General features: G+C 70.9%; 24 protein-coding genes. 7 read left to right on the top strand and 17 right to left on the bottom strand.

Annotation, left to right across the window (positions count from 1 at the left end):
* Window positions 1-6: 6 nt before the first annotated feature.
* From ACYVJ3_RS12505 to rimP, 7 genes are all read right to left on the bottom strand, one after another.
* The gene (locus ACYVJ3_RS12505) at window positions 7-960 is read right to left on the bottom strand and encodes a bifunctional riboflavin kinase/FAD synthetase (RefSeq protein ID WP_460853340.1); all 954 of its coding nucleotides are present in this window, start codon (window positions 958-960) and stop codon (window positions 7-9) included.
* Window positions 957-1,811, bottom strand: a complete 855-nt coding sequence (truB, locus tag ACYVJ3_RS12510; protein ID WP_460853341.1) for a tRNA pseudouridine(55) synthase TruB — start codon at window positions 1,809-1,811, stop codon at window positions 957-959. The genes ACYVJ3_RS12505 and truB overlap by 4 nt, the downstream gene beginning before the upstream one ends.
* Window positions 1,808-2,299 carry a 30S ribosome-binding factor RbfA gene (rbfA, locus tag ACYVJ3_RS12515; protein WP_460853343.1) on the bottom strand — a complete coding sequence of 164 codons (492 nt, stop codon included), beginning with the start codon at window positions 2,297-2,299 and terminating at the stop codon, window positions 1,808-1,810. The genes truB and rbfA overlap by 4 nt, the downstream gene beginning before the upstream one ends.
* Before the next feature lie 80 nt (window positions 2,300-2,379).
* Window positions 2,380-5,211: a translation initiation factor IF-2 gene (gene infB / locus ACYVJ3_RS12520; protein ID WP_460853344.1), complete on the bottom strand. Its 2,832-nt coding sequence runs from the start codon at window positions 5,209-5,211 to the stop codon at window positions 2,380-2,382.
* A gap of 96 nt (window positions 5,212-5,307) precedes the next feature.
* Entirely contained in the window at window positions 5,308-5,691 is a 384-nt protein-coding gene (locus ACYVJ3_RS12525; protein ID WP_460853392.1) for a YlxR family protein, read from the bottom strand.
* A 52-nt stretch (window positions 5,692-5,743) separates the two neighbouring features.
* Entirely contained in the window at window positions 5,744-6,721 is a 978-nt protein-coding gene (gene nusA, locus ACYVJ3_RS12530) for a transcription termination factor NusA (RefSeq protein ID WP_460853345.1), read from the bottom strand.
* A gap of 3 nt (window positions 6,722-6,724) precedes the next feature.
* Window positions 6,725-7,201 (bottom strand): ribosome maturation factor RimP, encoded by a 477-nt coding sequence (gene rimP, locus ACYVJ3_RS12535; RefSeq protein WP_460853346.1) that lies wholly within the window; start codon window positions 7,199-7,201, stop codon window positions 6,725-6,727.
* Between the two features lie 87 nt (window positions 7,202-7,288).
* Between rimP and ACYVJ3_RS12540 the strand changes: the two genes are divergently transcribed.
* On the top strand, window positions 7,289-7,759 hold the full coding sequence (locus tag ACYVJ3_RS12540) for a hypothetical protein (protein WP_460853347.1): 471 nt from the start codon (window positions 7,289-7,291) through the stop codon (window positions 7,757-7,759).
* Window positions 7,756-8,181 (top strand): ferritin-like domain-containing protein, encoded by a 426-nt coding sequence (locus ACYVJ3_RS12545; RefSeq protein WP_460853348.1) that lies wholly within the window; start codon window positions 7,756-7,758, stop codon window positions 8,179-8,181. The genes ACYVJ3_RS12540 and ACYVJ3_RS12545 overlap by 4 nt, the downstream gene beginning before the upstream one ends.
* A gap of 350 nt (window positions 8,182-8,531) precedes the next feature.
* Here the strand turns inward: ACYVJ3_RS12545 and ACYVJ3_RS12550 are convergent, their stop codons facing one another.
* Together ACYVJ3_RS12550 and ACYVJ3_RS12555 are read right to left on the bottom strand one after the other, a co-directional pair.
* Window positions 8,532-9,260: an HAD family hydrolase gene (locus ACYVJ3_RS12550; RefSeq protein ID WP_460853349.1), complete on the bottom strand. Its 729-nt coding sequence runs from the start codon at window positions 9,258-9,260 to the stop codon at window positions 8,532-8,534.
* 10 nt (window positions 9,261-9,270) lie between these two features.
* Window positions 9,271-10,146, bottom strand: a complete 876-nt coding sequence (locus ACYVJ3_RS12555) for an alpha/beta fold hydrolase (protein WP_460853350.1) — start codon at window positions 10,144-10,146, stop codon at window positions 9,271-9,273.
* Window positions 10,147-10,200: 54 nt separating this feature from the next.
* Here ACYVJ3_RS12555 and ACYVJ3_RS12560 point away from each other — a divergent pair, with 54 nt between their 5' ends.
* Entirely contained in the window at window positions 10,201-10,803 is a 603-nt protein-coding gene (locus ACYVJ3_RS12560) for a TetR/AcrR family transcriptional regulator (protein WP_460853351.1), read from the top strand.
* A gap of 29 nt (window positions 10,804-10,832) precedes the next feature.
* Here the strand turns inward: ACYVJ3_RS12560 and ACYVJ3_RS12565 are convergent, their stop codons facing one another.
* From ACYVJ3_RS12565 to ACYVJ3_RS12580, 4 genes are all read right to left on the bottom strand, one after another.
* A complete protein-coding gene (locus ACYVJ3_RS12565) occupies window positions 10,833-11,357 on the bottom strand; it encodes a hypothetical protein (protein WP_460853352.1) in 525 nt (174 codons plus the stop codon).
* A 77-nt stretch (window positions 11,358-11,434) separates the two neighbouring features.
* Complete coding sequence (locus ACYVJ3_RS12570; protein WP_460853353.1) at window positions 11,435-13,219, bottom strand: proline--tRNA ligase; 1,785 nt, start codon at window positions 13,217-13,219, stop codon at window positions 11,435-11,437.
* A gap of 20 nt (window positions 13,220-13,239) precedes the next feature.
* Complete coding sequence (locus ACYVJ3_RS12575; protein WP_460853354.1) at window positions 13,240-13,605, bottom strand: DoxX family protein; 366 nt, start codon at window positions 13,603-13,605, stop codon at window positions 13,240-13,242.
* Between the two features lie 14 nt (window positions 13,606-13,619).
* Entirely contained in the window at window positions 13,620-14,462 is an 843-nt protein-coding gene (locus tag ACYVJ3_RS12580) for a GNAT family N-acetyltransferase (RefSeq protein WP_460853355.1), read from the bottom strand.
* Between the two features lie 204 nt (window positions 14,463-14,666).
* Between ACYVJ3_RS12580 and ACYVJ3_RS12585 the strand changes: the two genes are divergently transcribed.
* From ACYVJ3_RS12585 to ACYVJ3_RS12595, 3 genes are all read left to right on the top strand, one after another.
* Window positions 14,667-15,575: a glycoside hydrolase family 16 protein gene (locus tag ACYVJ3_RS12585; protein WP_460853356.1), complete on the top strand. Its 909-nt coding sequence runs from the start codon at window positions 14,667-14,669 to the stop codon at window positions 15,573-15,575.
* Window positions 15,576-15,734: 159 nt separating this feature from the next.
* Window positions 15,735-16,655 carry a glycoside hydrolase family 16 protein gene (locus tag ACYVJ3_RS12590; RefSeq protein ID WP_460853357.1) on the top strand — a complete coding sequence of 307 codons (921 nt, stop codon included), beginning with the start codon at window positions 15,735-15,737 and terminating at the stop codon, window positions 16,653-16,655.
* 43 nt (window positions 16,656-16,698) lie between these two features.
* Window positions 16,699-17,613 (top strand): glycoside hydrolase family 16 protein, encoded by a 915-nt coding sequence (locus ACYVJ3_RS12595; protein ID WP_460853358.1) that lies wholly within the window; start codon window positions 16,699-16,701, stop codon window positions 17,611-17,613.
* A 12-nt stretch (window positions 17,614-17,625) separates the two neighbouring features.
* Here ACYVJ3_RS12595 and ispG read toward each other — a convergent pair whose 3' ends face one another.
* The 3 genes from ispG to ACYVJ3_RS12610 form a co-directional block, all read right to left on the bottom strand.
* On the bottom strand, window positions 17,626-18,777 hold the full coding sequence (ispG, locus tag ACYVJ3_RS12600) for a flavodoxin-dependent (E)-4-hydroxy-3-methylbut-2-enyl-diphosphate synthase (protein ID WP_460853359.1): 1,152 nt from the start codon (window positions 18,775-18,777) through the stop codon (window positions 17,626-17,628).
* A 67-nt stretch (window positions 18,778-18,844) separates the two neighbouring features.
* The gene (locus tag ACYVJ3_RS12605) at window positions 18,845-20,200 is read right to left on the bottom strand and encodes a M50 family metallopeptidase (protein WP_460853360.1); all 1,356 of its coding nucleotides are present in this window, start codon (window positions 20,198-20,200) and stop codon (window positions 18,845-18,847) included.
* Window positions 20,197-21,312 (bottom strand): 1-deoxy-D-xylulose-5-phosphate reductoisomerase, encoded by a 1,116-nt coding sequence (locus ACYVJ3_RS12610; protein WP_460853361.1) that lies wholly within the window; start codon window positions 21,310-21,312, stop codon window positions 20,197-20,199. Before ACYVJ3_RS12610 ends, ACYVJ3_RS12605 begins: the two co-directional genes overlap by 4 nt.
* A 108-nt stretch (window positions 21,313-21,420) precedes the next feature.
* Here ACYVJ3_RS12610 and ACYVJ3_RS12615 point away from each other — a divergent pair, with 108 nt between their 5' ends.
* Window positions 21,421-22,236 (top strand): polysaccharide deacetylase family protein, encoded by an 816-nt coding sequence (locus ACYVJ3_RS12615; RefSeq protein WP_460853362.1) that lies wholly within the window; start codon window positions 21,421-21,423, stop codon window positions 22,234-22,236.
* On the opposite strand, the gene meaB is transcribed toward ACYVJ3_RS12615, so the two are convergent.
* The gene (gene meaB / locus ACYVJ3_RS12620; RefSeq protein ID WP_460853363.1) at window positions 22,223-23,218 is read right to left on the bottom strand and encodes a methylmalonyl Co-A mutase-associated GTPase MeaB; all 996 of its coding nucleotides are present in this window, start codon (window positions 23,216-23,218) and stop codon (window positions 22,223-22,225) included. The two genes, ACYVJ3_RS12615 and meaB, sit on opposite strands and share 14 nt — an antisense overlap.
* Between the last annotated feature and the right edge of the window lies 1 nt (window position 23,219).

Genomic DNA, 23,219 nt, shown 5'->3' on the forward strand with positions numbered 1-23,219 from the left:
GCCCGGTCAGGCGAGGAGGTCGCGCGCGCGGCGTACGTCGTCGGCCATCGCGGCCAGCAGGTCCTCGACCGAGTCGAACCGGACCATGCCCCGCAGGCGGTCCACGAAGGCGACCTCGACCTGACGGTCGTAGAGCTCCAGACCGGTCCGGTCGATGACGTAGGACTCGACCCGGCGCTCGCGCTCGCCCTCGAAGGTCGGATTGGTGCCGACCGAGATGGCGGCGGGGTACGTCGTGCCCGCATCGGGGCCGTCCAGCACGGTCAGGTGACCGGCGTACACGCCGTCGGCGGGAGCCGCGGCGCCCTTGCGCAACGGCACGTTGGCGGTCGGGTAGCCGAGCTCGCGACCACGCTGGTCGCCCTTGATGACGACGCCGCGCACCGAGAAGTCACGGGCGAGCGCCTCGGCCGCACCGGCGACGTCGCCCTCGGCCAGGCAGGTCCGGACGTAGGTCGAGGACCAGACCTGCGGGCCGCCGTCGAGGGTGACCTCGTCGACCACGAAGTCGTGGACGGCTCCCTGGGCACGCAACAGGTTGCAGTCGCCGGCTGCGCGGTTGCCGAAGCGGAAGTTCGCGCCGACGACCACCGCGTTCGCGCGCAGCGCCTCGACCAGGATCCGCTCGACGAACTCCAGCGGGCTCCACGCCGCGATCTCGCGCGAGAACGGGATGACCAGGACGTCGTCGACGCCCGCGGCGGCGAGCAGCTCGAGCCGCTCCTCGACGCTGGTCAGCGTCGGAGGCGCGTGCTCGGGGCGCAGCACCGCGATGGGGTGCGGGTCGAAGGTCACCGCGACCAGACCGGCCGAGCCGACCTGGGCGGCCAGCTCGCGTGCGCGGCGTACGACGTGCTGGTGGCCGAGGTGCATGCCGTCGAAGTTGCCGATGGTGACCGTGGAACGGCCCAGGTCGGCTGGTACCTCGCCGAAGTCTCGCCACACACGCACGGCGCTCATCCTACGAAGACCGCCTCCGGGCGCGCGACGGCACCGTCGGGTCGGTAGAGCGCGAGGAACTCCCCCGCCGGGTCGAAGACCGCGGTGAGGGCGTCGATCGCCAGCTCCAGCGGCCGGCCGTAGCGGACCAGCTGTGCCTGCTCGGCGTCCAGGTCGATGCTCGGGAAGGCCGCGCGGGCGGCGTCGGCGATCGGCAGGATCGTGAAGTCCTCGCCCAGCTCGTCGAGGGTGCGGGCGGAGGTCAGGTCGTAGGGACCGACGGCCGTACGCCGCAGCGCCGTCAGGTGTCCGCCCACGCCGAGCGCGGCGCCGACGTCGCGCGCGATGGCGCGGATGTAGGTGCCCGACGAGCAGCGCACGGAGATGTCGACGTCGTGCCCACGGACCGCGTGCACCGTCAGCTCGTGCACGGTCACCGGTCGTGCCCGGAGCTCGACGTCCTCGCCGTCACGCACGCGCTGGTAGGCGCGCTTGCCGTCGACCTTGATCGCGCTCACGGCGGTCGGCACCTGGTCGATGTCGCCGACCTGGGAGGCGAACGCCGCTCGGACGGCCTCCTCGGTCAGGTGGTCGGTGGCCACCGGCGTGCCGAGCTCGCCCTCCGCGTCGTCGGTCGAGCTGACCTGCCCGAGCCGCACGGTCGCGTCGTACGCCTTCTCGGTCAGCATCAGGTGGCCGAGCAGGCGCGTGGCCCGCTCGACCCCGACGACCAGCACGCCGGTCGCCATCGGGTCGAGCGTGCCGGCGTGGCCGACCTTCCGGGTACCGGCGAGGCGGCGTACGCGTGCGACGACGGTGTGGGAGGTGATGCCTGCCGGCTTGTCGACGACGACCAGACCGGACTCGGTCATGGTTCCTGAGTAGGCGACGAAGGAGCCGTATCGAAGGGCTCCTCCTCGTCCCAGTCCTCGCCGTCCTCGTCCTCGAGCTCGCGGGGCTTCTTGTACGGGTCCTCCTCGGAGGCGTACGCCGCGCCCTCGCGCTGCGCTGCCACCTCGGCGTCGGCCTGACGGGCCCGCTCCAGCACCTCGTCGAGGTGCCGCGCGGTCTCCGGCAGGGCGTCGTGGAAGAACGTCAGCGTCGGCACGATGCGCATGCCCAGCTGCTTGGAGACCTCGGAGCGGATCAGGCCCTTGGCCGACTCCAGCGCCTTGGCCGTCTCGGTCTCGTCACCGTTCAGGACTGTGTAGAAGATCGAGGCCTGCTGGCTGTCGCCGGTCAGGCGTACGTCGGTGATGGTGACGAAGCCGAGACGCGGATCCTTGATCCGGCGCTCGAGCATCTCGGCGACGATGACCTTGATGCGGTCGGCGATCTTCCGCACGCGGGGGTTGCTCATGTTGTGTTCCTATCAGTCGGCAGAGCCGGTGGCATCCAGGGGACACCACCGGCTCCGACCGGGTTGAACGATCTCGCAGATCAGCTGCGCTGGATCTCGCGCATCTCGTACGACTCGATGACGTCGCCTTCCTGGATCCCACCGAAGCCACGGAGGACCGCACCGCACTCGAAGCCCGAACGGACCTCGGTGACGTCGTCCTTCTCGCGCTTGAGCGAGGCCAGGTCCAGGTTCTCCTGCAGCGTGACGTTGTTGCGCAGCAGGCGAGCCTTGGCGTTGCGGCGGATGACACCGTCGGTGACGTAGCAACCGGCGATGGTGCCTTCCTTGTTGTCCACCTTCGAGGACTTGAAGATCGCCCGGATCTCGGCGCGGCCGAGGGAGACCTCTTCGTACTCGGGCTTGAGCATGCCCTTGAGCGCCGCCTCGATCTCCTCGATCGCCTGGTAGATGACCGTGTAGTAACGGATCTCCACGCCCTCGCGGTCAGCCCGCTCCGTCGCCTTGCCCTGCGGGCGGACGTTGAAGCCGATGATGATCGCGTCGGAGGCCGCGGCCAGGTCGACGTTGGTCTCGGTGATCGCACCGACACCGCGGTCGATGACCCGGATGCCGACCTCGTCGCCGACGTCGATCTTGGACAGGGCGTCCTCGAGAGCCTCGACGGAACCGGACACATCGCCCTTGAGGATGAGGTTGAGCTCCTGGCTCTCGCCCTTCTCCATGGAGGCCATGAAGTCCTCGAGCGAGCGACGGATCCGACGCTTGGCCTGCTGGGCGGCACGCTCGCGCGCCTCCCGCTTCTCGGCGATCTGGCGAGCCATGCGGTCGTCCTCGACCACGATGAAGTTCTGGCCTGCGCCGGGAACGGCGGAGAGACCGAGAACCATCGCCGGACGACCGGGGTCGGCCTGCGTCATCTCGTTGCCGTACTCGTCGAGCATGGCGCGGACACGGCCGTGGGCCGGACCGGCGACGATCGAGTCACCGACGCGGAGCGTTCCGCGCTGGACCAGGATCGTGGCGACCGGACCGCGACCGCGGTCGAGGTGGGCCTCGACGACCAGACCCTGGGCGTCCTGGGTCGGGTTGGCCCGCAGGTCGAGCGACGCGTCGGCGGTGAGCACGACGGCCTCGAGCAGCTTGTCGAGGTTGAGCCCCGCCTTGGCCGAGACGTCGACGAACATCGCGTCGCCGCCGTACTCCTCGGGGATCAGGCCGTACTCGGTCAGCTGGCCACGAACCTTCGTCGGGTCGGAGTCCGGCTTGTCGATCTTGTTGACCGCGACCACGATCGGGACGCCGGCGGCCTTGGCGTGGTTGAGCGCCTCGACCGTCTGCGGCATGACGCCGTCGTCGGCCGCGACCACGAGGATCGCGATGTCGGAGGACTGCGAACCACGCGCACGCATGGCGGTGAACGCCTCGTGACCCGGGGTGTCGATGAAGGTGATGCGACGGTCGGTGCCGTCGACCTCGGTGTGGACCTGGTAGGCACCGATGTGCTGTGTGATGCCACCGGCCTCGCCCTCGATGACGTTCGCACCGCGAAGCGCGTCGAGGAGCTTGGTCTTTCCGTGGTCGACGTGACCCATGACGGTGACGACCGGAGGACGGACCACGAGGTCGTCCTCGTCGCCCTCGTCGGCGCCGAACTCGAGGTCGAAGGACTCGAGCAGCTCGCGGTCCTCGTCCTCCGGGGAGACGACCTCGACGACGTAGTTGAGCTCGTCACCGAGCAGCTCCAGGGTCTCGTCACCCACGGACTGGGTGGCGGTGACCATCTCACCGAGGTGGAACAGCATCTGCACCAGCGAGGCGGCGTCCAGACCGATCTTGTCGGCGAAGTCCGTCAGCGAGGAGCCACGGGCGAGACGCACGGTCTCGCCGTTGCCCTTGCGGACACGCATGCCGCCCAGGGTCGGAGCCTCCATGGCCTCGAACTCCTGGCGACGCGCCCGCTTCGACTTGCGGCCACGACGGGCGGGACCGCCCGGACGACCGAAGGCACCCTGGGTCTGGCCACGCTGGCCGGGACGGCCACCGCCGCCGGGGCGACCGGCGAAGCCGCCGGGACGACCCGGGGCACCGGCACCGGCACCACCGGGGGCGCCACCCGGGCCACCACGGCCCGGAGCGCCGGGACGGCCGGGGCCACCACCGGGACGGCCGGGACCGCCACCGGGACCACCGGGGCCACGACGGCCCGCGGGACCGGCCGCGAACGCGGCAGGCGACTTCGGCATCATCGCCGGGTTGGGACGCGGCATGCCGGGACGGCCGGCGCCGCCGGCCGGCGGACGCGGCGGACGGTTGTCGTCGGTCGTGCCGTCACGCGGCGCCGGGGCGGGGCGACGGCCCATGCCCTGGCTGGGCGCGAACGGGTTGTTGCCGGGGCGGGTACCGCCCGGCTTGCCGACCGGACGCGGGGCCGGGGGCCTGGGGGCCGGAGCCTTCGGCGCGGGCGCCTTGGGCGTGGCAGGGGCCGCAGCGGCCGGCGCAGCAGCGGCCGGCGGCTCAGGAGCCTCGGGCGCGACCGGCTCGGGAGCCGGCGCGGCCTTCTTGGCCGGACCGGGACGCGGTCCGGGCTTGACGGCGGGCGCGGCGGCCTCGGCGGCGGGCGCCTCGGCAGCAGCGGGCGCCTCAGCAGCGGCGGGGGCAGCCGGCGCGGCGGCCTTCTTGGCCGGCGCCTTGGGCGCGGGGGCCTTGGCGGGCTCGGCGGCAGCGCCACCATCACCCTTGGCAGCCAGCAGGTCGGCGGCGTACGCAGCCTCGAACTTCTTGACAGCCGGAAGCTCGACGCTGGATGAAGCAGTCTTGGCGAACTCTCCGATCGCACTCAGCTTCTCCAGCGCTTCCTTGCTGGTGATGCCGTACGTCTTCGCGAGTTCGGAAACTCGGGTCTTGGCCACAATTCTCCTTTTGGCCCAGACCCGATGGGGCGAGTCTTAGACCGTTGATGGGTGAAGCGAAACGAACATGCTCATCGCGAAGTACTCATCGAGTGCTCATGAGCGGGGTGCTCCCGTTTCTGTTGGACCGGCTTCCCTTGTTCGGCCGGTCGGATCGGTCTGAGTGTCGAGGTGGTCCCCCACCGGTGCGCTGGACAACCCCGACGCAGCTCCGGTCACCCGGAGCGCACGTGCGAAGGCCTTCCGCCGCACCGCGAGGTCGTAGCACGCGGTCGTGGGGTGCAGGTGCGCTCCACGACCCGGTGCAGTGGCGTTGGCATCGGGTACGACGACCGGCTGACCGGTCTTCGGATCCGAGCCGACGGTCACCCGCAACAACTCGCTCTTGGCCGCTCGTCTCCGGCAACCGATGCATGTGCGGACGGGCCCCGTGAGGGGAGAATCGTCCGCCTGTGCAGGGGAAAACCTTTGGCGAGCCACCAAGGCGCAACACTACCGCCTCGGGCCACGAAGACCCGAACCGGCAGACGGGTCAGGCGCCCGCAGGCTCCTCATCGGAGTGGATGTCGATCCGCCAGCCGGTGAGGCGGGCCGCGAGGCGGGCGTTCTGGCCCTCCTTGCCGATCGCCAGCGACAGCTGGAAGTCGGGTACGACGACCCGTGCGGACCGCGCCGCGGCATCGACCACGCGGACCTCCTTGACCTGGGCCGGCGACAACGCGTGGGCCACCAGCTCACTCGGGTCCTCGGACCAGTCGACGATGTCGATCTTCTCGCCGTGCAGCTCGGACATCACGTTGCGGACCCGCTGACCCATCGGGCCGATGCAGGCGCCCTTGGCGTTGAGCCCGGCGACCTTGGTGTGCACCGCGATCTTGGTGCGGTGGCCGGCCTCGCGGGCGATCGCCGCGATCTCGACGGAGCCGTCGGCGATCTCGGGGACCTCGAGGGCGAAGAGCTTCTTGACCAGGTTGGGGTGTGACCGGGACAGGGTGACCTGCGGGCCGCGCATGCCCTTGCGGACCGAGATGACGAGGGCCTTGATCCGGGTGCCGTGCTTGTACTCCTCGCCGGGTACCCGCTCGCTCAACGGCAGCATCGCCTCGATCTTGCCGAGGTCGACGAGCACGTCGTCCGCGTTGCGCCCCTGCTGGATGATGCCCGAGATGATGTCGCCCTCCTTGCCGGAGAACTCACCGAACCTGATCTCGTCCTCGGCGTCGCGCAGGCGCTGCAGCATGATCTGCTTGGCGGTCATCGCAGCGATCCGGCCGAACCCGTCCGGGGTGTCGTCGAACTCGCCGATCTCGTTGTCGTCGTTGTCGTACTCGACGGCCATGACCCGCACGTGGCCGGTCTTGCGGTCGAGGTCGACCCGCGCCTTCTCGTAGGCACCCGGGCTCTTGTGGTAGGCCATCAGGAGGGCCTGCTCGATCGCCTCGACGAGGACGTCGAACTTGATCTCCTTCTCGCGCTCCAGCGTGCGGAGGATGCTGAGGTCGATGTCCATGGGTCACTTCTCCTTGCGGTTGAACTCGATCTGCACGAGCGCCTTGGCGACGTCGGCGTACGACACCGCGCGCTCGGCGCCCTCGACCGAGAGGGTCACGGTGGCGTCGTCGGACGCGGTGATCCGGCCGGTCACCGTCTCGCCGTCGGCGAGGGTGACCTTGACCAGGCGGTCGGCGTTGCGGCGCCAGTGGCGCGGAAGCGTGAGCGGACGGTCGACGCCCCGCGAGGTGACCTCGAGGGTGTACGGCATCTCCCCCATCGCGTCGGACTCGTCCAGCAGGGCGTTGAGGGCCCGGGTGGCAGTGGCGACGTCGTCCATCGAGACGCCGCCGTCCTTGTCGACGGCGATCCGCAGGACGCGGCGCTTGCCGGCGGGCGTGATCTCGACCGCCTCGACGTCCAGGCCGAGGTCGCTCAACGGCTCTGACACGAGGGACTCGACCCGGTCGGCGTCATTCGATCGATTACCCGATCCCATGGGGAGTCTCCCTGTGTCCTGTTGTACGAGCTGGTTGTAGAGCCAACCCTAGGGCATGTCAGGTGACCCTCCGACTATCCTCACCCGGTGACCATCAGCCTGCCGCCGACCGATCGGCGCGGCCTCCTGCGTGGCGCCGCCGTCGCCACCCTCGCCCTGCCCGTCCTGGCTGCCTGCGACGCGACCGAGGTCACGCCGCGGAGCGGATCGGTGAAGCAGTCGGGCGACTCCTCGGCCGCCGACGCCGCCCTCGTCGCGAAGATCGCCGGGCAGGTGGCGGGCACGCGCGCCGCGGCCCAGAAGCTGGCCAAGCACGACCACGCGCACCGGACCTGGGCGCTCCAGCTGGCATCCCTGCACCAGCAGCACCTGGCCCGTCTCGGCACCGGCTGGATCGCGCCCGGGGTCGTCGCGGGGACACCGAAGTCGCTCATCGCCGCCGAGGAGCGCCTGCAGCAGTCGTTGGTCAGGGCCACCGGCCAGGTCGAGAGCGGAGCCCTCGCCCAGGTGCTCGCCTCGATGGCCGCCGCGATCGGGCAGCGGCTGGTGGTCGCATGAGCACCTCGCCCGCGATCAATGCGCTCCAGGACGTGCTCGCCGCCGAGCACGCCGCGACCTACGTCTACAGCGTCCTCGGCGCACAGACCTCCCAGTCGGCCCAGGCCTCGCTGTACACACAGGTGACCGCCGCCTTCCTGGCGCACCGCGACCGCCGCGACACCGTGACCGACCGGATCCGCGCGCTCGGTGCCGAACCCGTCGCGGCCTCGCCGGCGTACGCCGTCCCCGCGAACCTCTCGACCGCTGCCGCCATCGGCGCTGCGGCCCTGAAGCTCGAGAGGTCGTGCGCTGCGACGTACGCCTTCGCCGTCGGGAGCACCACGGGCGCCGACCGCGCCTGGGCGACCGATGCCCTCCTCGACGCGGCGGTCCGCGAGGTCCGGCTGGGCGGGCACCCCGAGGCGTTCCCCGGCATCTGACCCTCGTTCTGCAGGTTCGTGCACTGCATGTTTATGAGGATCGTTCCTAGGTGTACATCGGGCCGATGCATTGCATGATTGTGCATGCGCGGCGTACGAGCCCCACCTCGTCGCTCGCGTGTATGGACCGTGTCCCCGGTCACCGAGGGTCCGCGGCTCCGTACTTCGGGGGACATCTCGGGAGTTCCTCGGAGTTCGAGGCCGCGGACCCCGGCATTTTTCAAGGCGCGAGCGCGTCGCCGCCACCGGCGCCGCGCTGCCGCGCTCGCAGTTGACGTTCGCTCGGGCCAAGGCTCGTTGGCGGCTTGCGGTCAGCAGCTCATGCTTGGTGCGCTCGGTTGCGGTGGCGGTCAGCGCCAGGGGGCGATGAGGGCGGCGATGTCGGCGAGGCGGTGGGCGACGGCGTCGGGGGTGCCCTCGGTGTGGCCGACCTGGTCGGGCGGGATGGCGCTGTGCGGGATGTGGACGGCGCGCATGCCGGCGTTCTGGGCGCCCCAGACGTCGTCGTACAGGCGATCACCGACGTAGACGCAGGCGCTCGGCTCGGTGACGCCCACGGCCTCCATCGCTGCCTGGAAGGCGCGTGGGGACGGCTTGGTCCACGGGATCTCGCTGGAGTAGACGTCGCCGTCGATGAGGTGGTCGATGCCGTCGCGCTCGAAGACCCCGCGGTGCCATGCTCGCGGCCAGAGGGTGTTGCTGAGCACCCCGACCCGGATGCCGTCGGCGCGCAGGGCCTCGAAGAGCGGGCCCACCTCGGGGTCGGTCTCGGTGTGGGGCACCCAGAAGTCGTGGTAGGCGCCGAGCAGCTCGGGGTCGTGCGGCAGCCCGGCCGCGTCGAAGAGGTCGGCGATGGTCGCGCTGCGCTGCTGGTCACGACTGCGTCCCCAGATCACGCTGCCGGCCTCGTGCAGGGCACGAGCGTGGGTCTCGACAGGCTCGACCACCGAAGGATGGTCCGCGGCACGGTCGACCGCCGCCGCGAGGGCCAGCGACTCGGCGTGGAAGTCGATGTCGTGCCAGCGCGTCAGGGTGCCGCCCCAGTCGAAGATCACGGCCGCGATGCGTGAGCTGCTCATGCCGCCGACCCTACGAGGCGGCACCCCCGGCGGGCACCCGGGCGAACGCGGCGATCTTGCGGGCGAGGCGCTCGGGCTGGTCCAGGGCAACGAAGGTGAGCGCGTCCGGGATCTCCACCAGCCGGGCGTCCGGGAAGGCAGCAGCCAGCCGCTGCCCCAGCGCGAGCGTGAAGAAGCGGTCGCTCGGGCCCCAGCAGAGCAGCACCGGGCGATCGAAGCGGGACAGCCACGACTCGGCGTCGACGAGCTCACGTCCCGTCCACCCCCGGGCGAAGCGTGCGACGTCGTCGCGCACACCTGCGTCGTCGACGTACGGCATCACCCACCCGAGCGTCTCCGCCGCGGTGAGGGAGCGGGCGACCAGCGGCCCGAAGCCGAGCAGGCCGTTGCGGAGGCGAGCCGACCGCATCGGCCGCATCAGCGCGCGGGCGAGGCCCGGGTGACGCGCGGCGCGGAAGAGCACGTTGAAGGGCGCCGGAGGGAAGGCCTCGAAGGCATCGCAGTTGGTCAGCACGAGCCGCCCGATGCGCTCCTCCCCCACGCCGAGGAGGAGCTGGCAGACCGCACCGCCCGTGTCGTTGCCGACCAGCACGACGTCGCGCAGGTCGAGGGCGTCGAGGAACGAAGCGACGATGCGCGCGACGCCACGCGGCGAGAGGTCGGCGTCGGGCCGCATCGCCGTCCGGTGCGCGCCCAGGGGCCAGGTCGGCGCGAAGGTGCGGAAGCCCTGCTCCGCCAGCCGCTCCGGCACGTCGGACCACAGCGTGTCGTCGACCAGGAAGCCGTGGACGAGCACGACCGCCGGTCCCTCGGCAGGACCGGACTCCCGGTAGTGGACCGTCCCGGCCGGAAGCTCGATGCTCCGGCGCGTCCCTGCTGTTCCCATGACTGCCTCCACTAAGGTTACGAACACGTTGTACGTAACTTACGGACAGGTTGTATGGAAATCAAGAGGACCCAGGCCGAACGTTCGGCGACGACCCGTGCTGCCCTGGTCGCCGCCTCGCGCGGGCTCATCGCCGAGCATGGGTACGGCGCACTCTCGACCGACCAGATCGCCAAGGCGGCCGGTGTCACCCGCGGCGCGCTCTACCACCAGTTCGCCGGCAAGGAGGAGCTCTTCGCCGCTGTCTTCGAGCAGGTCGAGTCCGAGATCGCCGAGCGGATCGACGCCTTCATCGAGGCGGCCGCGCCCGACGACGTCCAGTCCATGCTCGGTGCCAACATCGACGCCTGGCTCGCGACCTGCGCCGAGCCCGAGTTCCACCGGATCGCGCTGATCGAGGCTCCCGCCGTCCTGGGCTGGGAGCGCTGGCGCGAGGTCGGTCTCCGCTACGGCGTCGGTCTCGTCGAGTCGGCGCTCCACTCGCTGATCGACGCCGGCCTGGTGGCCGATCGACCGGTCCGACCGCTCGCCCACGTCCTCGTCGGCGCCCTCGACGAGGCCGCCCTGTACTGCGCCCAGGCCGAGGACCGGGTGCGGGCCACGGCCGAGGTCCGCGAGGCGCTGCTCGCGCTCCTCACCGGCCTGCTCATCGGCTGACCACCGCGTCGAGCGCGACCCTCAACCCGTCAGTCGGTGCGGTAGGTCCACGGAGAAACCATGAAGTGGTTGTCGCCGCCGTCGCTGCAGGTGACGCCCCACCGGCGCGACCAGCAGCTGATGGGGCCGTCGCGGAAGACCTGGCCGTAGGCCAGCACCTCGTCCGGGTCGGGGACCAGGACGTCCGTGGCGCACAGGAAGCTGGGCTCGTCGCCGTTGGCCATGCCCAGCCCCTCGAGCGCGGTCGGGCCGCACCAGTGGCGGTCACCACCAGGGACGTGCCAGCGCTTGGTCGAGACGGCGCACTCAACACCACGGGTCGCGGGCGTCGCCCGACAGGTGATGTTGTGGTCGGGCGTCTCGAAGGTCGAGGGGTGGCGCGGGTGCGTCCCGGGCGCCCTGCTCGAGGTCGCGCTCGTCGCGGCGCCCGTCGCGGCGACCGGGTGCGTCGTGGGTGCGGCGGGGTGCGCGACGGGACCGCCCGCACCGCATCCCGTGAGCACGAGCCCGGTCAGGCTCGTCGCCGCCAGCAGGGTCAGCCTCTTCACGATCATGACGAACCTCCGGCTCAGGAGCGCCGAGAGCGCCCACTCCCCTCTCCTGACGCGGGGAACCGCCCGGAAGTTGCAGGTCAGCCGCGGACGATCTCGCCGATGCGTGCGACGGCATCGGCCAGCGGGAGCTCGGTGCGCTCGCCGGTACGCCGGTCCTTGACCTCGATCACCTGGTTGTCGGGGTCGGCCACGCCGCGGCCGACGGTCACGATGGTCGGTACGCCGATGAGCTCGGCGTCCTTGAACTTCACGCCGGGGCTGATCTTGCCGGCGCGGTCGTCGTACAGGACGTCGAGGCCCGCGGCCGCGAGCTCGCCGACGAGCTGCTCGGCAGCCGCGAAGACGGCCTCCTCGCGGCCGGCGGCGACCACGTGGACGTCGTACGGCGCGATGTTGCGTGGCCAGCAGAGTCCGATCTCGTCGAGGCTGTCCTCGGCGATCGCGGCGACGGCGCGGGTGACGCCGATGCCGTAGGAGCCCATCGTCACGGTGACCAGCTTGCCGTTCTCGTCGAGCACCTTGAGCTCGAGCGCCTCGGCGTACTTGCGGCCCAGCTGGAAGACGTGGCCCATCTCGATGCCGCGCGCGGTCTCGAGGGTGCCGTCGCAGCGCGGGCACTCGTCGCCATCGCGGACCTCTGCGGCCTCGATCGTGCCGTCGGGAGTGAAGTCGCGGCCCGCGACCAGGTCGATGACGTGGGAGCCGTCGACATTGGCGCCGGTGACCCAGCGGGTGCCCTCGACGACACGGGGGTCGACCAGGTAGCGGATGCCGCTCTTGGACTCCTCACCCAGGACCTCGGGGCCGATGTAGCCCTTGACCAGCGCGTCGTGCTTGCGCAGCTCGCCGTCGTCCATGGGCTCGACGGTGATGGGCTCGAGCTGGCCCTCGAGGCGCTTGACGTCGACCTCTCGGTCGCCGGGCAGGCCGATGGCCAGGGGCTCACGCGTGCCGTCGGGGTGGGTGAGGACGAGCAGCACGTTCTTGAGGGTGTCGCCGGCGGCCCACGGACGGTCGTCGCGCGGGAAGGCCTCGTTGAGGTGGTCGACCAGGGTGGCGATGGTCGGCGTCGCGGGCGTCGCCTCCGCGTGGGCGGCCGGGGCGTCGGCGTACGGGAGCGCCTCGGGGGCGCGGACCTCGACGGCCTCGACGTTCGCGGCGTAGTCGCAGGTGGTGCAGCGGACGTAGGTGTCCTCGCCGACCTCGGCCTTGGCGAGGAACTCCTCGGAGGCGGAGCCGCCCATGGCGCCGGAGGTCGCCTTGACGACGACGTACTCGAAGCCGAAGCGGTCGAAGATCTTCACGTACGCCGCGCGGTGGGCGTCGTACGACGTCTGCAGGCCCTCGTCGGAGATGTCGAAGGAGTAGCTGTCCTTCATCACGAACTCGCGGCCGCGCAGGAGGCCCGCCCGCGGGCGCGCCTCGTCGCGGTACTTGTTCTGGATCTGGAACAGGCTGACCGGCAGGTCCTTGTAGGAGCCGTAGAGGTCCTTGACCAGGAGCGTGAACATCTCCTCGTGGGTCGGACCGAGGAGGTAGTCGGCCTCCTTGCGGTCCTTGAGCCGGAAGATGCCGTCGCCGTACTCGGTCCAGCGGTTGGTGGCCTCGTAGGGCTCGCGGGGCAGCAGCGCGGGGAAGTGCACCTCCTGCGCACCGATCGCCGCCATCTCCTCGCGGATGATCGTCTCCACCTTGCCCAGGACCCGCAGGCCCAGCGGCAGCCAGGTGTAGATGCCCGGCGCGGCACGGCGGATGTAGCCGGCCCGCACCAGCAGGCGGTGGCTCGGAACCTCGGCGTCCGACGGGTCCTCGCGCAACGTGCGCAGGAAGAGCGTGGACATGCGGCTGAGGTTCCCGGTCATGGGAGCAAGGCTAAGGGTGCCTAACGACCGGCGCGGAGCGCGCCCCGGATCATCGGGAGCTGCAGGGGCAGACGCGCCAAGGACGCCGCCTGCATCGCGCGGTTGTCGCCATGGAACGCGTCGACCGCCATCTTGACGTTGCCCGGGAAGACGCCCGCGAGCAGACCGGCACTCGCCAGGCCGGCGACCCGCCGGGTCGCCGGGTTCAGCATCCCGACGGCGCAGAGCAGCTCGGCCACGCCCGAGCCCACGATCACCTCGCGGTGGGCCGGCACCCACGAGGGCATCAGCGGCTCGAATACCGACGGCTTGAGCAGGTGGACGGTGCCGCTGACGAGGAAGGCGCCGGCGACGATCTTGGCGTCGGTGCGGAGTGGTGCGGTCATCGGGTCTCCTCGGTTCAGAACATGATGGTGGCGAAGCGGTTGGTCTCGACGAAGCCGACGGTCTCATAGACCGCGCGGGCCGCGTCGTTCCAGTCGTTGACGTAGAGCGAGACATGGGGAGCGATGGTTGCCCGCACCTGCTCGACGACGGCCGCCATGCCGGCGGTCGCCAGGCCCTGGCCACGCAGGTGGGGCGGCACCCAGACCCCCTGGATCTGCGCGGCATCCCGGGTCGCACAGGCGACCTCGGCCTTGAACACCAGCTCGCCGTCGGCGTACCTGGCGAAGGACCAGCCGCGGTTCACGAGCTGCAGCACGCGGGCACGATAGAGGTCGGACCCGCCGTACTCCGGCGAGACGCCGACCTCCTCGGTGTACATCGCGACGCAGGCCGGGTAGAGAACCTCGAGATCGGACGGGCCGCTGAGGCGTACGTCGGGGTCGGCCTCGACGGCCGGTGCGGTGGCGATCTCCAGGTGTCGCTGGTCCCAACGGATCTCCCGCGGCCTCCCCCAGCGCTCGCCCACGCGCTCCCAGAACGGCCGGACGGCCTCCTGCGGGCCCACCAGCGTGGACGCCGTACGCCGGTGCGCGAGCGCGCGGTCCGCGAACGCGACCGCGTCGTCGGGGTCGGCCTCGACCGGCACCAGGTTGGCGCCGAGGTGACACGCCGCGACGAGCTCGCCGGCCTCGAACCGGCCCCACATCTCGCCGCCCAGCCAACGCGGCTCGAGGTTGGTGGTCTGCGCGCGGTGGATCGCGAAGACGTTGGTGACCGGGTCCTGCTGCGCGAGGTCGAGGAAGGAGCCGAGATCGGCTCCGGTCAGGGCCCGCACCCCGCGACGTGTGGTCAGCACGCCGCCACCCTAGTGCGCAGCGCCGCCAGCACGCCCCACCTCCACCTCAGCTGTCTCCGGGGAGGCGGCATGGCCCGAAATGACCATAGGATGCGGGACGATGACCCGATCCGGGCATGGGGGCTGCTGCACGACGCTGGACCCGGCCGCTCGGTCTGCGGCCCTCGGGAACCACCTGCACTCCAGCCCACGAAGGAACGACCCATGTCACGCTCCCTGCCGTTCAGCTCCCGGATCCGCAAGCGTGTCGCCGTGCTGGCGGGCACCGCCCTCGTGGTCGGTGGGCTCCTCTCCGCCCCGGGTGCCGCTGAGGCACGTCCGGGCGGCGGCGGTGGCGGGACCACCGACCCGTGCGGCACCGCCGTCTACAAGCCCGGCGGCGGCAGGTGGGCCTGCACGTTCGACGACGACTTCTCCGGACGCAGCATCGACACCAGCAAGTGGCTGGTCAGCTCGACCGCGCAGAGCGGCTTCACGGTCGGCCAGACCTGCTTCACCACGAACAACGCCTCGGTTGGCAACGGCGAGCTGCGGCTCACGGCCCGCGACATGGGCGCGCCGTTCACCTGCACCACGCCGTACGGCTCCTTCCAGACCCGCTACGCCGGCGCCCACATGGGCACGGTCGGCAAGTGGTCGCAGACCTACGGCCGGTTCGAGGTCCGTGCGCGCTATCCCCAGAGCGGCCCCGGCGCGCGCGGCGGGTTCTGGCTCTATCCCGCCAAGCAGGCGTACGGCGCCTGGCCTGCCTCGGGCGAGATCGACGTCGCCGAGTGGTGGTCCAGCGCCAAGACGATGGTTCTGCCGACGCTCCACTACTCCGGCAGCTCCTCCACCGACACCGGCTGGAACTGCTCGGTCGTCGACCCGACCCAGTGGCACACCTACACGCTCGACTGGGAGCCGACCCAGATGACGTTCTCCATCGACGGCACCACGTGCTTCACCGACAGCTGGACGCCGGACGCCCCGCTCGTGGCGCCGCAGCCGTTCGACCAGCCGTTCAACATGATCCTGAACATGGCCGTCGACAACACCGGATCGAACCTGGTCGACAGCACGACCACGCTGCCGGCGACGTACGAGGTCGACTACGTGAAGGCCTGGAAGTAGTCCAGCGGGAGGCCCTGCGACGCGGGCGGGCTCGGCGGCTGCCGACCCCGCCCGCGTCTCTTTTTGCGTTTCACCTCCCCCAGGGGGCCGTGCGGGTCTACTGTGCGCTCAAACCGCTGGGGGTCTCGGGAGCCGGCCTGCGCTCTCGAGGAGCTTTGCATGCACCACCGTTCCCGCCGTCGCGCCTTTTTCGCCGCCCTGGCCACGTTCGTCACGGCCGTCGCGCTCGCCGCGCCCGGACGCACCGCGTCGGCCTCCCCCACCTCCCCCGCGGCCACGACCTCGGCCCGCAGCACCGCGCCGTACTGCGGGACCGCGATCCACAAGGGCGACGGATCGCCGTGGCACTGCACGTTCGGTGACGACTTCGGCGGGACCACCCTCAACGGCAACAACTGGGTGATCGGCGAGACCGCGAAGACGGGCTTCAGGATCGGCAAGACCTGCTTCACCAAGGACAACGTCGCGGTCGGCAACGGACACCTCAGCCTGACGACCAAGGACATGGGCCACGAGTTCTACTGCGGCGGCGGGCCGCTGATCGTCGGCTTCTTCACGCGCTACACCGGCGCCCACATCGCCACCTGGAGCAAGTTCGCGCAGGCCTTCGGACGATTCTCGGTCCGCTCCCGCTACCCCGACAACGGCTCGGGGCTCAAGGCCGGCCTGTGGATGTACCCGCAGAAGCAGGTCTACGGCAAGTGGCCGAACTCGGGCGAGCTCGACGTCTCCGAGTGGTGGTCGAACACCCCGCGCCAGGTGGTGCCCGGCCTGCACTACCGCGGCAGCGACTGGCACGTCGACAACGGCTGGAAGTGCTTCACCTCGACGCCCTACCGATGGCACACGTACACGCTGGTGTGGACCCACAAGGAGATGCGGTTCAGCATCGACAACAACACCTGCTTCCGGCGTACCGTCCAGCCGGACGCGCCGTTCGTCGCGCCGCAGCCGTTCGACCAGCCGTTCACGATGATCCTGAACATGGCGGTCGGCAACGGCAACCGCGGGAACTACATCGACGACACCTCCCGGTTCCCCGCGACCTACCAGGTCGACTGGGCGCGGGCCTGGCGCTGAGCCCCACCACTTGCCCCGCCCGCTTCCGCCCTCAGGAGACCCCTTGGCCGCCGTACGTCGTCGCTTCGTCCTGCTTCCCGCTGCACTCGTCGCGTTGGCCGCGACCGTCACGCTGACGGTGCTGCCCGGCTCGCCCTCCCCCGCTCAGGCCACGTCCGGCCGGACGACCGCTGCGCGTACGGCGGTGGACGGGTGCGGCCCGGTGATCCGCCGCTCCAACGGCAGCGCGTGGCAGTGCAGCTTCGCGGACAACTTCAGCGGGGTCGCGATCGACACCAGCAAGTGGCTGGTCAGCTCGACCGCGAAGAGTGGCTTCCGGGTGGGCAACACCTGCTTCATGACCCAGAACGTCGCCGTGACCGGGGGCCATCTCGACCTGACCGCAGCCAGCGGACGCCGTTTCTACTGCCGCTCGGGCGCCGGCGGGTTCTCCACGACCTACACCGGTGGCCACATCGGGACCGTCGGGCGCTTCTCCCAGACCTACGGGCGGTTCGAGGTCCGCGCCCGCTACCCGCAGAACGGGCCCGGGCTGCACGGCGGGTACTGGCTCTACCCGGCGAAGATGACCTACGGCCGCTGGCCCGCGTCCGGTGAGATCGACTCGGCCGAGTGGTGGTCCAAGGACCCGACCCACGTGCGGCCCACGCTGCACTACCGCGGCAGCACAACGGCAGCCGACTCCGGCGCCGGCTGCGTCGTCGCCGACCCGACCGCGTGGCACAGCTACACCACGGTGTGGACGCCGACCCTGATCCGGTTCGCCATCGACGGCACCACCTGCTTCCGGCGTACGTGGAAGCCCGGCTACCCGTTCGTCGCCCCGCAGCCCTTCGACAAGCCGTTCAACATCATCTTGAACATGGCGGTCGACGCTCCGGCATCGTGGAACCACCCCACCGCCGAGACGGTGCTGCCGGCGAAGTACCAGGTCGACTACGTCAGGGCCTGGCGCTGACCCCGGACGACATCAGCCGACGCTGACCTCGGCGCCGGCGCCGTCGACGGGCTCCATCGTCTCGGCGAGCTTCATCGCCTCCTCGATCAGCGTCTCCACGATCTCGGACTCGGGAACGGTCTTGATGACCTCGCCCTTGACGAAGATCTGCCCCTTGCCGTTGCCGGAGGCGACACCGAGGTCGGCCTCACGGGCCTCCCCGGGACCGTTGACGACGCAGCCCATGACGGCCACGCGCAGCGGGACCTCCATGCCCTCGAGGCCCTTGGTGACACGCTCGGCCAGTGTGTAGACGTCCACCTGGGCGCGGCCGCAGCTCGGGCACGAGACGATCTCGAGCTTGCGCGGGCGCAGGTTCAGGCTCTGCAGGATCTGGATGCCGACCTTGACCTCCTCCACCGGCGGGGCCGAGAGGGAGACGCGGATCGTGTCGCCGATGCCCTTGCTCAGCAGCGCGCCGAAGGCGGTGGCGGACTTGATGGTGCCCTGGAACGCCGGGCCGGCCTCGGTCACGCCGAGGTGCAGCGGCCAGTCGCCGGCCTCGGCGAGCAGCTCGTAGGCGCGGACCATGACGACCGGGTCGTTGTGCTTGACCGAGATCTTGAAGTCGCGGAAGCCGTGCTCCTCGAACAGGCCGGCCTCCCAGATCGCGCTCTCGACGAGCGCCTCGGGCGTGGCCTTGCCGTACTTCTCCAGCAGGCGCTTGTCGAGCGAGCCGGCGTTGACGCCGATCCGGATGCTCGTGCCGTGGTCGTTCGCCGCGGCCGCGATCTCCTTGATCTGGTCGTCGAACTTCTTGATGTTGCCGGGGTTGACGCGTACGGCGGCACAGCCCGCCTCGATCGCAGCGAAGACGTACTTCGGCTGGAAGTGGATGTCGGCGATCACCGGGATCTGCGAGTGCTTGGCGATCTCGGGCAACGCGTCGGCGTCGTCCTGGCTCGGGCACGCCACGCGCACGATGTCGCAGCCCGCGGCGGTCAGCTCGGCGATCTGCTGGAGCGTGGTGTTGACGTCGCTGGTGAGCGTGGTCGTCATCGACTGCACCGAGATCGGGTGGTCGCTGCCCACGCCCACCTTGCCCACCTGGATCTGCCGCGTCGGGCGACGCGGAGCGAGGACGGGCGCCGGAGCGGAGGGCATTCCCAAGCCGATGGCAGTCATGGCTCCAGCCTAGTGCGCGGGGTCTCGGCGGGCTCGATCACCGGACCGGCTCGACGTCGTGGGTCGGTCAGGACGTGATGTGGACGGGCACGACGAGGTCGCCGACGATCAGCACGACGCCCATCACCAACATGGCACCCGCGACGACGTACGCGACCGGGAGCAGCTTGGCGGCGTCGACGTACCCGGGGTCGGGGCGACGACGCAGCCGCGCGAGGCCGCGGCGTACGGCCTCCCACAGGGCGCTGGCGATGTGGCCGCCGTCCAGGGGCAGCAGCGGCACCAGGTTGAACATGCCGATGAAGAAGTTGAAGCCGGCGATCAGCATCAGGAGGGACAGGGCCTTGTCCTGGATGCGGATGTCGTGGTTCGCGGCGGTCTCCCCCGCGAGCCGGCCGCCGCCGACGATGCTGATCGGCCCGGCCGGATCACGCTTCTGGATGCCGACGATCGCCTTCGCTACGCCCCAGACCTTGACCGGGAGCGTGGCCAGCGAGGTGACGACGTCCTTGGTCATCCGGCCCATCTGCTGCAGCGTGTAGAGCGGGCCGCCGGTGGTGGGGTCGGAGGTCGGCACGACACCGAGGAAGCCGACGCGTTTGTTCACCAGCTGGCCCGCGTGGTCGGGCGGACGCACCGTGGTCGTGGTGCGGATGGTCACGTCGTGGCCCCCACGGGCGACCACGATCGTCGCGCGACGGGTGCCGTTCGCGCGGATCAGGGAGTTGAACTGGCTCCAGTCGGCGATCCTGGTGCCGTTGAAGGAGACCATCCGGTCACCGGTCCGGATGCCCGCGGCGTACGCCGGCGTCGGGTGCTTGCTCAGCTCCGCCGGGGTGCAGACCCGGCCGTCTTCGCTGAGCGGGACGACGCAGGGGATCACTCGCTCGACGGTGATGCCGGTGTGCTCGTCGCCCTTGTTGCCGTAGGTCGCGAAGACCGAGGCGAAGATGGTGAAGGCGATGACCAGGTTCATGGTCGGACCGCCGACCATCACGACGACCTTCTTCCACCAGGGCATCCGGTAGAAGAGGCGGTCGTGGTCCTCGGGCCGGATGTTCTCCCACTCGGCCACGCGCGCGTCGGAGATGAGCTGCGTGAACAGGCCCGTGTTGGACTTGCGGACCCGGAGGACCTGGTTGCCGTCGGCGTCGACCGCGGCCTCGTCGGCGAGGTCGGTCGCGCCCGGGGGCAGCATCCCGACGATCTTGACGTACCCACCCAGGGGGACGGCCTTGAGGCCGTACTCGGTCTCGCCGACCTGCTTGCTCCACACCGTCGGCCCGAAGCCGATGAAGTACTGGGTGACCTTCCCGCCGAACGCCTTCGCCGGGATCAGGTGGCCGAGCTCGTGCAGACCGATCGACGCGGCGATCGCGAGCACGAAGATCAGCACGCCGGCGGCGTACAGCAGGGCGGTCATCGGTCACCTCGGGTCTGGATCGTGCGGGCCGCGGCCTCGCGGGCCCAGGCGTCGGCGGCGACGATGTCGTCGACGCCCAGCGCCTCTCCCGAGCGTACGTCGTGGGCGGCGAGCACGTCGCCGATCGTGTCGACGATCTGGGTGAACCGGAGCCGTCCGTTGCGGAAGGCGTCGACGGCGACCTCGTTGGCCGCGTTGTAGACGGCCGGGGCGGTGCCGCCCGTTGCGCCCGCGGTGCGGGCCAGGCCGACCGCGGGGAACGCCGCGTCGTCGAGCGGGAAGAACTCCCACGTCTCGGGTCGGGACCAGTCGACGGCCGGAGCGGCCTCGGGCACCCGGTCGGGCCAGTCCAGGCCGAGCGCGATGGGGATCAGCATGGTCGGCGGACTGGCCTGCAGGATCGTCGAGCCGTCGACGAGCTCGACCATCGAGTGCACCACCGAGGTCGGGTGCACCACGACGTCGATCCGGTCGAACGGGATGCCGAACAGCAGGTGGGCCTCGATGACCTCCAGGCCCTTGTTGACCAGGGTCGCGGAGTTGATGGTGATGACCGGGCCCATGTCCCACGTCGGGTGGTTGCCGGCCTGCTCCGGCGTGACGTCCTCGAGCTGGGCGCGGGTCCGGCCCCGGAACGGTCCGCCGCTGGCGGTGAGCACGAGCCGGCGTACGTCCCGGTAGTCGTGGGTGCCGTCACCGGTGGAGACGCGCAGGCACTGGGCCAGCGCGCTGTGCTCGGAGTCGACCGGCACGATCTGGCCCGGCTTCGCGCGCTCGAGGACGAGCGGGCCACCCATGACCAGGCTCTCCTTGTTCGCGAGCGCGAGGGTGTTGCCGGCGTCGAGGGCCGCCAGCGTCGGCCGGAGGCCGACGGCGCCGGTGATGCCGTTGAGCACCACGTCGCAGTCGTACGCCGCGGCCTCGATGCTGGCCTGCTCCCCCAGTCCGCTCACGGCCGGCGTGAACTCCGCGACCTGGCGCTGGAACAGGTCGGGGTTGCCGCCGCCGGCGGTCAGCCCGACGACCCGGAACCGGTCGGGGTTGGCCCGGACCAGGTCGAGGGCCTGGGTACCGATCGAACCGGTGGATCCGAGGATGACGACGTCACGCACCCCTCCATCCTCGCAGCCACCCACCACCGAGCTCCGCAGTGGCGGACACGACACCGCGATCTCTCCGATCTCCCTGCGCCGACGCCTCCGGCAGAGGATCCTTGGGCCGTGCCATCCCGGCTTCGGATCCCGTTGCTGACGGCGCTCCTCGCAACGATCGTGCTCGCCCTCGCCTTCGGTGGCGGCGGTGCGTCGACCTCGTCGGCGCGGCGCCCCGTCGCGCTCGCGCGACCCGTCGCGGCCCAGGCCGCCGTGCACCCGACGTCGCCGGAGACCACTCCCGTCGACGGATCGCACTGCCGCGGGCTGGTCGCGCTGACCTTCGACGACGGCCCGCAGCCCGGTGTCACCGAGCGCCTGCTCCACTCCCTCGTCGCGCTGCACGCCCCAGCGGCGTTCTTCATGGTCGGCTGGCGCGTCCAGGCGTACGCCGGCACCGCCCGTGCCGTGGCCGACGCCGGTTTCGCGATCGGCAACCACACCTGGGAGCACGTCGACCTGGAGCTGCAGAGCGACCGCCAGGTGCGCAGCGCGCTCGGCCGCACCACGCACGCACTCCTGCGGGCGGGTCTCCCCCCGACACACCTGATGCGCCCGCCGTACGGCGCGATCGACGTACGCGTGCACCACGTGGTCCGCTCGCTCGGGCTGTGGCCGGTGCTGTGGACCATCGACTCGATGGACTGGAAGTACGGCGACGCCCGGCAGATCGCGCACCGCATCGTGGCCGCGCTGCGGCCGGGCCAGGACAACCTCGTGCTCCAGCACGACGGCGTCGCGCGTTCGCACATCTCGATCAAGGCGGTGCCGCTGGTCGTCCGGCGGGCCCGTCACCTGGGCTACTGCTTCGTCGGGCTCGACGCGCACGGCCACGTGGTGCGGCCGGCGGGCTACGACCCGCGGAAGGCCGCTAGGCGCCGCTGATCTCCGCGAGCAGCCGGTCGGCCGCGGTGTAGGGGTCGCTGGCACCGGACACGACTTCCCGGGCGAGCTCGTCGAGCAGGTCGGTGCTGCCGAGCGATCCCCAGCGACGGCGCAGCGAGGTCATCGCCAGCGCCTCGATCTCCTCGCGGCTGCGGCGTACCTTGCGCGCCGCGCCCTCGCCGGTCGACTCGAGGTGCGCGCGGTGCTCCATGAGCGCGTCGACGACCTCGTCGACACCGGTGTTGGTGGAGGCCGTGGTCAGCAGGACCTGCGGCTTCCACGCGCCCTCGCGACGCTCGGCCAGGCCGAGCATGCCGCGCAGGTCACGGCGTACCTTCTGGGCGCCGTCTCGGTCGGCCTTGTTGACGACGTACAGGTCGCCGATCTCGAGGATGCCGGCCTTGGCGGCCTGGATGCCGTCGCCCATCCCGGGCGCGAGCAGCACGACGGTGGAGTCGGCGAGACCGGCGATCTCGACCTCGCTCTGACCGACGCCGACCGTCTCGACGAGCACGACGTCGAAGCCGCAGGCGTCCAGCACACGGATCGCCTGCGGGGCGGCCCAGGACAGGCCGCCGAGGTGGCCGCGCGCGGCCATCGAACGGATGAAGACCCCCGGGTCCAGGACGTGGTCGCCCATGCGGATCCGATCGCCCAGCAGCGCGCCGCCCGAGAACGGGCTGGACGGGTCCACCGCGAGGACGGCCACCCGGAGGTCGCGCTTGCGCAGCTCACCGACCAGGGCGTTGGTCGAGGTCGACTTGCCCACGCCCGGTGCGCCGGTCAGGCCCACGACATGTGCCTTGCCGGCGTACGGCGCGAGGGTGCGCATCAGGTCGGGCAGGAGCGCGGACTCGTCCTCGACGAGCGAGACCAGCCGGCCGACGGCGCGGGCGTTGCCCTCGCGTGCCGAGGCCACCAAGTCAGGAACGGCCGCCGCGGTGACACCGCGGCGGCCGCCCTGGATGTTGCTGTTGGTCAAG

It is taken from the genome of Nocardioides montaniterrae (genome assembly GCF_054782655.1).